The 13,957-nt window shown below is 57.4% G+C and carries 13 protein-coding genes and 1 riboswitch; of the genes, 5 read left to right on the top strand and 8 right to left on the bottom strand.

Features of this window, described 5'->3' with window-relative positions; translation table 11 throughout:
* Positions 1 to 59: 59 nt before the first annotated feature.
* Entirely contained in the window at positions 60 to 764 is a 705-nt protein-coding gene (locus LA5095_RS01085; RefSeq protein ID WP_055112585.1) for a glutathione S-transferase family protein, read from the top strand.
* A gap of 58 nt (positions 765 to 822) precedes the next feature.
* On the opposite strand, the gene LA5095_RS01080 is transcribed toward LA5095_RS01085, so the two are convergent.
* The 7 genes from LA5095_RS01080 to LA5095_RS01050 form a co-directional block, all read right to left on the bottom strand.
* Positions 823 to 2,874: a vWA domain-containing protein gene (locus LA5095_RS01080; RefSeq protein ID WP_055111192.1), complete on the bottom strand. Its 2,052-nt coding sequence runs from the start codon at positions 2,872 to 2,874 to the stop codon at positions 823 to 825.
* Positions 2,875 to 2,974: 100 nt separating this feature from the next.
* Positions 2,975 to 3,628: an isochorismatase family protein gene (locus LA5095_RS01075; RefSeq protein ID WP_055111190.1), complete on the bottom strand. Its 654-nt coding sequence runs from the start codon at positions 3,626 to 3,628 to the stop codon at positions 2,975 to 2,977.
* A gap of 21 nt (positions 3,629 to 3,649) precedes the next feature.
* Positions 3,650 to 4,117: a MarR family winged helix-turn-helix transcriptional regulator gene (locus LA5095_RS01070; RefSeq protein ID WP_055112583.1), complete on the bottom strand. Its 468-nt coding sequence runs from the start codon at positions 4,115 to 4,117 to the stop codon at positions 3,650 to 3,652.
* A gap of 202 nt (positions 4,118 to 4,319) precedes the next feature.
* A complete protein-coding gene (locus LA5095_RS01065) occupies positions 4,320 to 4,805 on the bottom strand; it encodes an OsmC family protein (protein WP_055111188.1) in 486 nt (161 codons plus the stop codon).
* Between the two features lie 3 nt (positions 4,806 to 4,808).
* The gene (gcvH, locus tag LA5095_RS01060; RefSeq protein ID WP_055111186.1) at positions 4,809 to 5,180 is read right to left on the bottom strand and encodes a glycine cleavage system protein GcvH; all 372 of its coding nucleotides are present in this window, start codon (positions 5,178 to 5,180) and stop codon (positions 4,809 to 4,811) included.
* Positions 5,181 to 5,204: 24 nt separating this feature from the next.
* Positions 5,205 to 6,356, bottom strand: coding sequence for a glycine cleavage system aminomethyltransferase GcvT (gene gcvT, locus LA5095_RS01055; RefSeq protein WP_082442787.1), 1,152 nt, complete (start codon positions 6,354 to 6,356; stop codon positions 5,205 to 5,207).
* 182 nt (positions 6,357 to 6,538) lie between these two features.
* Positions 6,539 to 6,630, bottom strand: a riboswitch (glycine riboswitch).
* Between the two features lie 206 nt (positions 6,631 to 6,836).
* Positions 6,837 to 7,424, bottom strand: coding sequence for a hypothetical protein (locus LA5095_RS01050; protein WP_208992513.1), 588 nt, complete (start codon positions 7,422 to 7,424; stop codon positions 6,837 to 6,839).
* 190 nt (positions 7,425 to 7,614) lie between these two features.
* On the opposite strand from LA5095_RS01050, the gene ispH reads away from it, so the two are divergent.
* The 4 genes from ispH to LA5095_RS01030 are packed head-to-tail and all read left to right on the top strand — an operon-like array spanning position 7,615 to position 10,990.
* Positions 7,615 to 8,613 (top strand): 4-hydroxy-3-methylbut-2-enyl diphosphate reductase, encoded by a 999-nt coding sequence (ispH, locus tag LA5095_RS01045; protein WP_055111184.1) that lies wholly within the window; start codon positions 7,615 to 7,617, stop codon positions 8,611 to 8,613.
* 4 nt (positions 8,614 to 8,617) lie between these two features.
* A complete protein-coding gene (locus LA5095_RS01040) occupies positions 8,618 to 9,583 on the top strand; it encodes a homoserine kinase (protein ID WP_055111182.1) in 966 nt (321 codons plus the stop codon).
* Positions 9,580 to 10,032 (top strand): ribonuclease HI, encoded by a 453-nt coding sequence (rnhA, locus tag LA5095_RS01035; protein WP_029063741.1) that lies wholly within the window; start codon positions 9,580 to 9,582, stop codon positions 10,030 to 10,032. Before LA5095_RS01040 ends, rnhA begins: the two co-directional genes overlap by 4 nt.
* A gap of 34 nt (positions 10,033 to 10,066) precedes the next feature.
* Positions 10,067 to 10,990: a diacylglycerol/lipid kinase family protein gene (locus tag LA5095_RS01030; RefSeq protein WP_208992512.1), complete on the top strand. Its 924-nt coding sequence runs from the start codon at positions 10,067 to 10,069 to the stop codon at positions 10,988 to 10,990.
* Positions 10,991 to 11,044: 54 nt separating this feature from the next.
* Here the strand turns inward: LA5095_RS01030 and LA5095_RS01025 are convergent, their stop codons facing one another.
* Positions 11,045 to 13,954 (bottom strand): EAL domain-containing protein, encoded by a 2,910-nt coding sequence (locus tag LA5095_RS01025; protein WP_082442786.1) that lies wholly within the window; start codon positions 13,952 to 13,954, stop codon positions 11,045 to 11,047.
* Between the last annotated feature and the right edge of the window lie 3 nt (positions 13,955 to 13,957).

Below are 13,957 nucleotides of genomic sequence, written 5' to 3'. Positions count from 1 at the left end.
CTTGTATTTTCATGCATCTGCATCTATTTTAATGCAGGTGCATGAAAATGGAGTTCGACATGACATATCCCTTCACGCTGATCAGCCACAGTCTTTGCCCCTACGTTCAAAGGGCAGCCATCGTACTTGCGGAAAAGTCCATTCCTTTCGACCGGACCTACATCGATCTTTCGGACAAGCCGGACTGGTTCAAGGCCGCTTCGCCACTTGGAAAAGTCCCCTTGCTGAAGACCGGTAACCACAGGTACCTGTTCGAATCGGCACCGATCGTGGAGTTCATCGACGAAACACAAGCCGAAAGACTCCATCCCGACGATCCGGTTGAGCGCGCAACTCACCGCGCTTACGTCGAATTCGCTTCGCAGATCCTGAACGGGATTGGCGCTCTATACAGCGCAGCTGATGAGCAGAGTTTCGAAAACGCAAAGCATGCCCTGCGATCGAAATTCGAGCATCTCGATACCCGAATCGACGCTACGGGTCCTTATTTCGATCGTGACCGATTTTCTATCGTCGATGCCGCCTTTGGCCCGGTTTTTCGTTACTTCGATGTCTTCGACACGTTCACCGACCTTGGAATTTTCAATGACCTTCCCAGGGTCAGGCGCTGGCGGTGTGCCTTGGCTGTGCGCCCCTCGGTTGCGAATGCGGTTACAAACGATTATGCAACGCTTCTGCGTGCCTTTGTGTTGAAAAAAGGCAGCTGGATCACCGGTTTGATGCTGTCGGCCGAGTCCGAGTCTCCGGCGCATTCTATCCGGTAAACGAATACGCCCTACCAGCGGGGCGCTGGCCCCGCCGGTTTGTCGATTGGCTTGCCGTCTACTGGACCGATAGTGGCCGGGTGACGAGCACAGCCTTGTTGTCCCCGTTGAAATAGCGAAGCTCGTAATCCCCGGCTTCTTTCGGCGCATTCAGGTTGACAGTCTGGGCGTCGATATCTCCTGACCATACACGCCTTTCAAAGACAGCTCTGCCTTTGCCGCCACGTGCCTTGGGATCCCAGATCTGCACCGAATCATACCGAGCCCCGGGTCCTTTCCAGGAAACTGAAAATTTTGTCCCCGTTTCAACGCTCTCCGGCCCCTCAATCGCTATTTCAAGCGGAACGACGGCAATCGGACGCGTCAGCATCACGGTCTTGTTGTCACCATTATAGTAGCGCAACTCGTAGTCGCCCGGTTTTGCCGCGCTCGGCAATGTAACCTTGCTGTTGTCAAAATCGTCATTGCGCAGTCGTTTTTGATGAACAACCCGGCCGTCGCCGGCGCGCGCCCGCGGATCAAAGAACTGAACGCTGTCGTAGCGTGCACCGGGGCCGGTCCAGACGACGGTGACATGGCGGCCCTGACCGATCTCGTCGGGAGCTTCGAGTGCAACGACTGCCGCGGTCACCTCGACAGGCACGGTGGCGAGCACAGCCTTGTTGTCCCCGTTGTAATAGTGCAGTTCATATGGCCCGGCCTTGACCGGCCCCGGCAAGGTTACTCTCTGATTGTCGAAATCGTCGTTGCGCAGACGTTTTTCATGGAGCTTCTTGCCGTTCGCCGCATCGACCAGCCGCACACTGTCATACCGTGCTCCCGGCCCGACCCAGTCGACGACAATCGGCTTGCCGGCTTCAGCCGCTTCTTCCGTTTCAAGCGTGACCGGAGCTTCGATGATGTCCAGTGAACGTGTCGCCAGAACGGTCTTGTCTTCCCCTGCATAGTATCGCAGCTGATATGCGCCCGGTTTTGCCGGTGTCGGCAGGGTCACCTTGTTGTTGTCGAAATCATCGTTGCGCAGGCGCTTGTTGTGCAGAACCTTGCCCTCGCCGCCGCGAGCAGACACGTCATAGAGTTGCACCGCGTCGTAACGGCCTCCGGGGCCGATCCATTCCACGGTCACCGGCCGTGCCATGGCGGTTTCGTCCGGGGCGAACAGAGCCACCTCGGCCGGGATCACGTCGATCGCACGTGTTGCCAGGATCTGGCGGCCTGTGCCGTCCCAGTAACGCAATTCATATGTGCCGGGATCGGTCACCACTGTCATGGTGACCTGATTGTTGTCAAAGTCTCCGTTCACGATCGCTTTCGAGCGAAGGCGCTTTCCCTCTCCTCCGCGGGCCATCGGATCATGCAACTCGATCTGGTCGTACCGACCGCCCGGACCCTGCCAGGTGACATCAATCCGTGAACCGATCTCGGCTTCGTCCGGTGCCTCAAGCAACGCATCGGGCAGCTGCGCCGGTTCAGCCGCAGCTTCTTCGACGGGAACCGTTTCGACTGTTGCAGTCAACGCATCGGAAAGTTCCGCCGTGCTGCCGGCCTGAATGTAAAGACCACCAGTGTTTTCCGCCAGGCAGGCGACCTGGCGTCCTTCCTCCTCGCTCAAGCCAAAGCCAATCACATGCGCGGTGAAGTTCACGCCGAGCCGCGCAAGTTCATTGCCAAGGGCACAGGGGTCCGCATTGCAGGTTTCAATCCCGTCCGTGACGAGCACGACGGTCGCCTTGTCTTCCGTGAAGCGCATGGTTTCGGCGGCCTGGCGTACCGACGCGGACAACGGCGTCTTTCCTTTGGGCGTGATCCTGTCTGTTGCTGCCTTGATGGCCGCACCAGTCCCGGTTGCCGGGGGAACGATCAGTTCGATATCAGCGCAATTGCCTTTTTCACGGTGCCCGTAGGCAAAGAGCCCAAGTTCCAGGTCAGCTGGAAGCGTTCCCAGAACATTTGTCATGGCATCGCGCGCGATTTCAATCTTGGTACGGCCTTCGATCTGGCCCCACATGGAGCCCGAACCGTCGAACACAATTGCGACCTTGTCTGCGGCCAGGGAATGAGACGAAAAAACGGATAATGCTGTAATTGCAAAAACAAGCGGTCGAAACATAGAACCTCCGACGAAAAAGAATAAGCGAGATATCGCAAGGTAAACCTGCCACAGGACGCCTTCTTCGCAAAGGTCACAGTTTGCCGGTCGGACGATCAGCTCAACATATGACGACCCCTGCCGCGTCAAGTTCGCTTTTCAAGGTAGGCCATTTCGCGGGTGTTGCGGTCAGGGTCGCGGGTTCGCGGATTTCCACGTCATAGCCACGCGCGCGCGCCCCCTTCGCCGTCAGCTGGACGCAATGGCACGCATCCAGGCCAACCAGAGTCAGACACCCGATCTTCTTTTTGTCGAGCCAGGCCTCGAAATCGGGATTTGAAAAAGTGTCTCCAACGGATTTTTCAAATACCGGCGCGTCTCCGAGATCAACGTCGCGGTCGAATTTCAGGCCTTCCCGGCCCGGCGTCCCGATGCCACCGGCCACAAGTTTCATCAACTGGATGACAGGCCAGTCCCGAAAAATGTTTTTTACGAAAGCAACCTCGCTGCCGTGAGAGCGGGCCTCGGCGATTTCCTGGTTCATGATCTTCAATGCCGCATCCCGAACTTGCGGATCAAAGCCCTGCTTGCCGGTGTTGCGCGTGAAATCTTCCTGAACATCGATGACGAGGAGCGCTTTGGACGGTCTTTCAGTCCGGTTGATCAACTCCCCTTTCGTTGGTGTGCCGAGCTTCCTGACGAAAAACCCGATATAGCCGAACAGCGCCGCCAACAGCAAAACAAGGCCACCGATTACACTCCAAAAGACGGACATGGTACTTCTCCAGCATAAGAATTATTCCAGCGCCTTGGGACGATCGGGATCGTCCTCAAACTCTGCAAAGTGGTCGAGCATGGCGCAGAGGACACGTTGCGTTGCCAGGATATCGTCTTCTGAAAAGAGCTCGCAGACTGCATCGATCTCGTCATTTTCCCGGGCCCGGACTTCTCCAAAAACCGTCTTGCCCTGATCTGTCAGGGAAAAGAGCGGTGAACGCCGGTGTGCGGGGTTGGGCTGCCGTTCAACAACACCTGATTCCTCGAGAGCATTCACGATCAGCTGGATCTGCTGGCGCGTCAGAAACAGGACCCGTCCGATTTCGGGAACGGAAAGCGGTCCGGTCTCATCAAGCACTTCCATGACCGCTCGCATTCCAACCGTTACACCGGTTCCGCTCAACTTTGCTTCCACCGCACGCGCCAGGCGGCGGTGAACCGGGCGGATCAGCCTGACGATCTCATATAGTTCCACAGATTTCTTCATGACACCTTCTCTTGACATAAATATTGTCATAACGACAATTATATTGTCAATATGGAAAGCCTGTAAACCGGGTTTCCAAGTCTGGGTGTTGTCGTTGCAGTCAGCATCAGGGTCCCATTTCCCGGGAGAGATTTGTCAAATGCAAGTGCCCCGGCACAAAGGCCGGGGCAGCATGACACAATCCGAATTGCCTTCAGGAAGACTAGGGAGCGATCAGCTTCACCGGACCCTGCTCAATGACGATCTCGCACCTGACGGAATTGGCGATAAAGCAGACGTCATGCGCTTTTTCGTGCATGTCGGTTAACCAGGACTCGTCGGGTTGTTCACTTGCGATCAGCGTGACTTCCGGACGCAGAACCACTTTGGTGATGGCCATCTTGCCACGGCCAATGCGACTCATTTCACCCTCCGCGTGATCCCGGTAACTGGCGACATTGAAATTCGCCCGCCGGGCCAGATCGAGAAACCAGAGCATGTGGCAAGAAGAAATCGCGGCCACGAAAGCTTCTTCCGGATCAACGGCCGCCTCTACTGAATGTGGTGGAGCGACCACAGTCGGTGATGCGCTTGCCGGTACCTCCAGGCCGCCGTCAAAACGCCAGATATGGCCTCGGGAATAGGCATTGGCTGCATAGTCGCCATCGCATGCCCACTCCACCTGAGCCGTATAATAGTGACCTGCCATGGTTCAAAGAGACTCGACAAAGGCCTTGTAGCCTGCTTCGTCCAAGAGTTCTGCAAGCTGGCTTTCATTGCCAACCTTCATTTTCAGAAACCAGGCAGCGCCTTCCGGATCCTCGTTCACTTTCCCCGGCTCATCGGAAAGCGCTTCGTTGGCCTCGACCACTTCACCGTCAATCGGTGCGTAGACCTCACTTGCCGCCTTTACAGACTCCACGACACCCGCTTCGTCGCCCTGGGCGAGTTCGGTGCCAGCATCCGGCAACTCGACATAAACAACGTCACCGAGCTGTTCTTGAGCATATGAGGTGATGCCGATTGTTGCGATGCCTCCGTCAACTGAAATCCACTCGTGATCCTTGGAGTAATAGGTGGTCATGTCCTTATCCGTTCTCTCGATTGTTCAAGGGTTTGATTTGCGATAGTAGCGATTTGACACGAAGGGCATATCTGAAACTGTTGCCGGAAGACGACGATTGCGGACGATCAGCTCCAATCCGGTGCCGGTCTTTGCAAACCCGGCCGGCACATATCCCATCGCGACAGGCGCACCGACCACGGGGCAAAAGCCGCCACTGGTGACGGTGCCGATAACCGGCCCATCAGGTTGCGCGATCTCCGCACCGTTGCGGGCGGGGACCCCGCCGTTGAGCCTGACGCCGATCCGGACCCGGCCCGGACCGTTCTTCAATTCCCGTTGAATACGGTCCGCGCCCGGAAAACCGCCCTCCTCAAGCCGGCGTTTCTGCATGCAGAAAATTATGCTTGCTTCGACCGGTGATGTTGTTTCATCAAGATCGTGACCGTAAAGGCACAGGCCCGCCTCCAGCCGAAGACTGTCACGTGCTCCCAGACCAACCGCGTCAATACGCTCGTCAGCCAGCAGTGCCCGCGCGATCGGTTCGGCGGCTCCGGCCGGAACCGACAATTCCACGCCGTCTTCACCTGTGTAACCGGCACGTCCGACGTGACAATCAATGCCGTCGAACTGCGTGGAACATGCCGACATGAACGCGAGGTCTGCTGCTTGCGGCGCATGTGCAGCGACAGCATTGACAGCCTCCGGCCCCTGTACGGCAATCAGCGCCCGGTCCTCGATGACTTCGAGCTTGACCGCGTCTTGCAGATTTTTCCGAAAATGCGCGATGTCGACCTCTTTACGCGCCGCGTTGACGACCAGATAAAGACGCCCGTCTTCCGCGTCGGTTTCAGGCCGTGTCACCATGAGATCGTCGATGACACCGCCTTCGCGGTTAAGCAGGACAGAGTAGCGCTGCCGCCCGCGCGGCAGATCGACGAAACTGGATGGGGTCAACGCTTCGAGTGCGTGTGCTGTCGTCTCGTGGTCCGGCCCGACGAGAACAAGCTGTCCCATGTGAGACACATCGAACAATCCGGCCTTGCTGCGCGTGTGCAGGTGCTCGGCCAGTATACCGTTCTGGTACTGCACCGGCATTGTGTAACCCGCGAACGGAACCATGCGTGCGCCGAGCTCCAGATGGAGATCGTGAAGTGGCGTCTGCATCAATTCTGTCACTTCGGTGGCCATTGCCATCATTGGTCCTCGAATGCAGGGCGTTACTTGGCATTCCGGCAGATCATGAACCGGTCAACCAGCACCCCCTCTGTCCGAGTACCTGAGAGATTTCCTGTCGAACGCCATGAGTCGCGCGCCAGTTACTCCTTCGGTGAGCAGTCCACTGAACAGTTCAGTGGAGCACTGCTTTCCAGAGCGTTGTTCCCCATGCGGTCCTTTTGCCTGAGAGTTTCCGGGGCGGTTGCTCCTTCGGCGCCGGGTCATTTGACCCGGGCTCTCCCGCGTGGGGCACGCGCGTTGCCGCGCCAAACAGGTCACGACCCTGATTGCGGGCGGGATTTTGCGAGCGGGGAATACCCTTGTCAATACAGGATTAATCCGGCCGGGATTGAAGTCTTTCAAAACAAGACCCACGGCAACCAGGGTAACGTAGCGGCTTCCCGACAGTCTTGTGATCCGTGGGTCACGGCGTGTGTGCGTTTCCGCGGAAGACGTCGCTCAGCGGCGACGCCCTTCATCAAATCCGAACACCACCTTGACGCTCTGGCCCTGCGGAATCGTGAATTTTTCCTCGATCAACGTCCACTTTTCCGCAGGCGCGCTCTCGCCGAGCGTCACAGGAACGGTCAGCACTTCAGAGCTCAGGGGTTTGGCACCAGTGCCGCCGGGCACGATCGCGACCCGCAGCGGCAGAACGATCTCACCGCCTTTCCAGGCCGGGCCAGGTGTTACGTCACCGGACAGCCCGACTTTCATGAGCCGCTGACCGTCCGCCTGCTGGGTGCAGCTGTTTGCCCAGTCTTCGACCGTTGCCTGATAGAGCAAGCCTTCGGATTCATCCTCTTTGCCGCGAACGTAATTCCTGATCAGGTAAGCGTTTGACTTCAGTTCCATGGACGGACAAGGCACCGGCGGTGCAAAGGTTGCCGGAGAAACTTCGATCGGTTCCTGTCCGCCCGTGATTATCTTGCTGGCAATACTGTCGGAACCTCCGCCACAGCCTGCCAGGGTCGCAGCGCACAAACCAGCTGTCAGAATTGTCTTCAGTTTCACGTCGAATACGGCCTGGAACGCACTGATCATCATCTACCCATCGGATCGAAAAGCAACTTGGCGGAGTGTCATAGCAGGTGAACATTTGCTTGGCGAGGCTTGATCGCCTGAAAGCTTGAAGCATCTCATTGTGGCTGAAATAGTGTGCACATCAGCGCATCTACTTGACAGGCATGACCTTGAAGCCCTTATTGCGGCCAGGAAGGTTTGCTGAAAGAGCACCATGAGCGATACCAAGCAGATAAAACCGCCACTTACGATAAAACTCTGTGCGCCACGCGGGTTCTGCGCCGGTGTGGACAGAGCGATCCAGATTGTTGAACTTGCGCTGGAAAAATACGGCCGTCCCGTTTATGTGCGCCACGAAATCGTTCACAACAAATTCGTTGTTGATGGTCTTAAAGCCAAGGGAGCAGTCTTCGTCGAGGAATTGAGTGAAATTCCTGCTGATGATGCCGGCAGGCCCGTGATCTTTTCCGCGCACGGCGTCCCGAAGTCGGTGCCCGAAGATGCCGAGGCACGCAACATGTTCTTTCTGGACGCTACGTGTCCGCTGGTTTCCAAGGTGCACAAGGAAGCTCAGATCCACGATCGGCGCGATCGTGAAGTGCTTCTGATCGGACATGCCGGCCATCCGGAAGTCATCGGGACGATGGGCCAGCTGCCGGCGGGAACCGTTGCGCTCATCGAAACCGAGGAAGATGCCCGAAAATTTCAACCCAAGTCGGACAGATCACTCGCCTACATTACCCAGACGACTCTATCGGTTGACGACACGGCCGGAATTGTTGCGGTCCTGCAGGAGCGTTTTCCCGATATCGTTGCCCCACACAAGGAAGATATCTGCTACGCAACAACGAACCGGCAGGAAGCGGTAAAACATGTCGCGCCGGATGTGGATGCAATGGTTGTTGTCGGTGCGCCGAATTCTTCCAATTCCCAGCGCCTGAGGGAAGTTGCTGAACGCGCCGGCTGCAAGGTTGCGGTTCTGATACAGCGTGCAAGCGACATCGAGTGGCCGGATTTCGAAGACGCACGGTCCCTTGGACTGACGGCAGGTGCATCGGCGCCGGAAACTCTGGTAGAGGAAATCATCGACGCGTTTTCCACCCGGTTCGAAGTCATCGTCGAAACCGTGCGAACCGCTGAGGAGACAATTTCCTTCAATCTGCCACGGGAACTCAGAGACGTGGTCTCGACGCCCCAGGCGGCTACCGGATAAGAACATGGCCGTTTATACCGAAGTGACCGATGAGGAATTGCAAGACTTCATCGGAACCTACGATGTGGGGCGCCTGCTTTCGTTCAAAGGCATTGCCGAGGGTGTTGAGAACAGCAACTTTCTCGTCCATACCGACAAGGCCTCCTACATTCTGACACTTTACGAAAAACGGGTAGATCCCGACGATCTGCCCTATTTCCTCAATCTTTTGCAGCACCTTGCCGGCAAGGGTCTTTCCTGCCCGACACCTGTTCCATCAAGGGATGGCGATCTGCTTGGGACGCTGGCTGGCCGCCCGGCCGCGCTTGTCACATTTCTGGAAGGCATGTGGGTCAAGCGCCCACGGGTTGAACATTGCGCCGGCCTTGGAAGGGCGATGGCCGAACTGCATCTTGACGGCCAGGACTATGACGGTTTTCGGACCAATGCGCTGAATGTCGCCGGCTGGCGGCCCTTGTTCGAACAATGCGGAGACCGGAGCGACACTGTTCATCCGGGACTGGGAGACGAGATTACGCGGGAACTGGCGCATCTCGAAGCGACCTGGCCGTCAGACCTGCCGCACGGTGTCATTCACGCCGACCTGTTTCCGGACAATGTCTTCTTTCTCGGCAACGAGCTTTCGGGTCTGATCGACTTTTATTTCGCCTGCAACGATGCGTTTGCCTACGATATCGCGATCTGCCTGAATGCCTGGTGTTTTGAAATCGACCTTTCGTTCAACGTGACAAAGGCCAGGGCACTGTTGAAAGGTTACACTTCCGTTCGCCAGCTCGACTCCAACGAATACGACGCGTTACCGACCCTTTGCCGCGGTGCTGCCTTAAGGTTCCTGCTCACGCGGCTTTATGACTGGTTGAGCGTGCCCGAGGGAGCCCTTGTTACACCCAAGAACCCACTGGAATACCTCAAGAAACTGAAATTCCATCAGACAATTGGCGGTACGGAGGCTTACGGACTGGAACGATGAGCAATCAGAATCGCGTAACGGTTTTCACCGATGGTGCCTGTTCCGGAAATCCGGGCCCCGGTGGATGGGGTGTGTTGCTTCGTTTCGGCGAGCACGAAAAGGAACTGAAAGGCGGGGAGCCGGAAACCACCAACAACCGCATGGAACTGACCGCGGCAATCGAGGCACTGAATGCACTCAAGCGCCCCTGCGCGATCGACCTCTACACGGACAGCACCTACGTGCGGAGCGGGATCCGCGAATGGCTGGACGGCTGGAAACGGAAGAACTGGCGGACGGCTGCCAACAAACCGGTGAAGAATGCCGACCTCTGGCAAGCCCTCGACGAAGCACGCGAACGCCATGACGTTTCGTGGCACTGGGTCAAGGGTCATGCAGGGCATCCTGACAACGAACGCGCGGACGAACTGGCGCGCGGCGGCATGGCACCGTATAAGAACGGCGATTGAATACAGCTCCCGACCGACGCGCTGAGGAAATCAAGTGAGAGATCTCTGCTGGTCCGCTCCCGCATCGCGGCGTCAAGCCGCACCCGACATTCCAGGGTCCGTGCTGATCATGGCGAACCCCACTTCCGGCGGATACAAGGCGGAATTCCTCGACAGCGTCCGTACAAGACTGGAAGATCTCGGTTTCCGCACAGAAATCAGACTCACCAGGCATGCCGGTGAAATCGGCGAAGTCTGTGCCAACCCAGGCCTGGGTGTTCGAACGCTTGTCGTTGCCGGGGGCGATGGATCGATCAACGAGGCACTGACGGGCTTTCAGAACAATCCCGACCCGCCGCAGCTTGCTGTCATCCCCTTCGGGACGGCGAACGTCCTTGCTCTCGAACTCGGTCTGCCACGAAAGCCGCTTGCGATCGCTGACATGATCTGGCGGCAGAAGACGAAATCTCTGCGCTTCGGACTTGCCAACGGTCATCCGTTTGTTCTCATGGCGTCCAGCGGCTTCGATGCGGAAATCGTTCACGCCGTGCCGCTGGCTCTCAAGCGGAAGTTCGGCAAGCTTGCCTACGTGATCACTGCTTTCAGGATCGGTTTCAAACGCAAGGCGAGCCATCTGGAAATTTCACTGGACGGCGAAACGATCAACGGAAAATTCGCGGTCGCCAGCAATGCGCGCCACTATGGTGGTCCCTTCGTCATCTGCCCGCACGGGGCGACAGACCCGGGTCTGTACATGCTGGTGCTGGACAAGGACGACCCCTGGTCTTCCCTGCGTTATGGATTGGCGCTGATGTTCGGACGAATACACAAGGCGCGTGGCGCAACCGTCCGGCCGTTTTCCGTGGCCACTATCGCTTCAACCTCGCCCGTCGCTGCGCAAGTTGACGGCGATCCATTCGGCACTACGCCACTGGAAATCCGCCAAACGGAGAAGACAGTGCCGGTACTGGTTCCCTGACACCCGTTGTCAGCCGCAGGGCGCCATACGAGTTCAAGGCCAGGCGGGGAACGCCTATGCGCTTTCAGCTTCTGCCGGCATTTTCCGGAGCATCTTGGTCGCATCGGAGGAAGACATCGCTTCTCCGAAGAAGAAGCCCTGTGCAAATTCGCAACCGAGCTGGTAGAGCTCCAGCGCATCCGTCTCACTTTCTGCACCTTCCGCGACAACGGACATGCCCAGATCGTGGCCCATGGCGACGATTGTTCGAAGCAGGACGGATCGGGCAGACGATCCATTGGTCTTCACGAAGGACTGGTCGATCTTGATGGTGTCGAACGGGAAGCGCTGCAAATACGACAGGGAGGAATGACCGGTTCCAAAATCATCCAGAGACAGCCCGGCCCCAAGGCTGCGCAGCCGCTCCAGTACCTTTGCCGAGTATTCCGGATTTGACATGACGAGGGATTCCGTCAATTCCAGTTTCAAGGTTCCCGGTTCAAGAGATGTCCTTGAAAGCACCGCCTTCACATCGTTGATGAGATCCTGTTTCAACAACTGGCGCGACGACAGGTTCACCGATGCAAACAGCGGCCTTTTTATCGGATACTCTCTCTGCCAGAAGGCGAGCTGCTGAGCTCCCTTGTCCAGCACGTACATCCCGAGTTCGTTGATCAGGCCAGACTGTTCTGCGATCGGAATAAACTCCGATGGTGCAATCTTTCCGCGCTTCGGGTGGTTCCAGCGCGCCAAAACCTCGTAACCGGCAATGGACTGGTCTTCCAGGCGAATGATCGGCTGGTAAAATACGCCGAGCGTTTCCTTCTTGATGGCCTCACGCAGGTCCGCTTCAAGATCGACGATATTCTTGTCGAGCGGCCGCAGGATAGGTCTGAAAACTTCCTGCCGATCACCGCCCAGTCGCTTGGCGTGATTGAGCGCGATCTCCGCGTTGGTGACCATATCTTCAACGGCCTGTTTGCCGCCCTCGAAGAAGGCAATCCCGACCGAACAGGTCAGAAAGATTTCCCGGTCCCCGAACGTGATCGGTGCGCGGACCGCTTTGCGCAGGGAATCCGCCAGGGCGACGATCCTGTCCGGCTCCTGTTCCGACAAGAGCACCAGGCCATACTGATCGCCGGACAACCTGCCAAGCGTGTCCTGCTGGCCAATCAGGCGGCCGAGACGGCGTGCCACCGTCAGGAGAATGCTGTCACCTGCCGACAGGCCGATGCTGTCATTGACCTGCTTGAAGCGGTCAAGATTGAGAACGAGCAAAGTGGGTTTGGCTGTTTCTTCCGCCTTCGAGCGCACAACACTGGTGCGCAGGCGATCGACGAACAGTTCCCTGTTCGGCAATCCGGTCAGGTTGTCATGTACCGCATCATGAAGCAGCCGCTCTTCTGCCGTGCGCTCCTCCGTGACGTCAAGCAATGTTCCAACGCAGCGTATCACCTCACCGTCGGACCCTATGATCGGCCGGGCGCGCAACCTGAACCAGCGGAAGTGTCCATCTTCAGATCGCAGGCGGAATGTCTGCATGACCTTGCCGCGACGCTGGTCGATAACAGCGTCAAGCGTCGCCCGGAACCGGTCCCGGTCCTGTGGATGCAGAACTTCCAGCCAGTCCCTCGCCGGCCCTTCAAGCGCTCCGCGCTTGAGATTGAGCAACTCCTCCACCTCGTTGCCCGTATAGATCCGGTCGCGGTCGATATCCCAATCCCAGATAATGTCGCCGGCACCGGTGAGTGCCAATGCCTTGCGCTCAACATCGGAGATCAGCCCTTGAGCGATTGCACCACCGGCAAAAGCGTGCTGCATCACCGTGAAACCGATGAGCAGGACGATCAGAACAAGGCCGCCACCGAGCGCTGGTTGAACAATATCGTTAGATAGATATCCCGTCACCGTCATGGCGGAGCCGACAAGCCAGGCAATCAAAAGGCACCAGGTGGGGATCAGCAGGATCGCCCGGTCGTATTGCTGGAATGCCAGCACGGCAATCGTTATGAAGCCGAGTGCGCCGATAACGCCGAGTGACAAGCGCGCAACGCCTGCCGCAATTGACGGATCCCAGACCGCAACGCCCAAAAGCCCGAGGATGAGGATCAGGGTCGTCAGTGCCAGGTGGGAGTAGTGTATGTTCCAGCGATTGAGATTGAGATAGGCGTATAGAAAGATGAGCAGGCTGGCTGCAAGCATGACTTCAGCGCAGGACCGCGCCAATTGACTGCCGCCACCGTCGAGATTGAAGACAAGGCCCCAGAAGCCGAAATCGATACACAGATAGGCCAGGACCGACCACGCCAGCGCCGCGGTGGCAGGAAACATGACGGTTCCCTTGACCACGAACAAGATGGTCAGGAACAAGGCCAGAAGACCGGAAATCCCCAAAATGATGCCGCGGTAGAGGGTGTAGGCGTTGATCGTTTCCTTGTAGACGTCGGGTTCCCAGATACGCACTTCGGGAAGTTTGGGCGTCGTCAGTTCGGCCACGAATGTGACGATCGAACCGGGATCGAGCGTTACGAGGAAAACGTCTGCTTCCAGGCTCTTCAGTCTTTCGGGCGCAATGCCCTGGCTCGGCGTGATCGCGGCTATGCGCGACGAACCGAGGTCTGGCCAGAAGAGATCCGATCCGACCAGCTTGTAATTCGGCGCAACGATGAGACGATCGATCTGTTCGTCACTGGTATTGGCAAGCGCGAAAACAGCCCAGTTCGTGTTGTTGCCGTCAAGCGATGGAACTTCGATCCTGCGCACGATGCCGTCCGCGCCGGGTGCCGTGGACACCTGCAGACGTGTTCCGGCGTCCCGATGCAGTTCGATTGAGTTCGTAACATCGAGCGCCTCGATATCGATTGGAACGGGAATCGGCTCAAGTGCTTGAACGGGCAACGCCGCAAACACCGAGACGATCACGCAAAAAGCTAAAACAACACGTCTGATCACACTATTGATCGGGTCCGGCAACAAAATCGACATGGA

Source organism: Roseibium album (assembly GCF_001404515.1).
Taxonomy (GTDB): Bacteria; Pseudomonadota; Alphaproteobacteria; order Rhizobiales; family Stappiaceae; genus Roseibium; species Roseibium album.
This window is presented reverse-complemented; position numbering and strand designations above follow the sequence as displayed.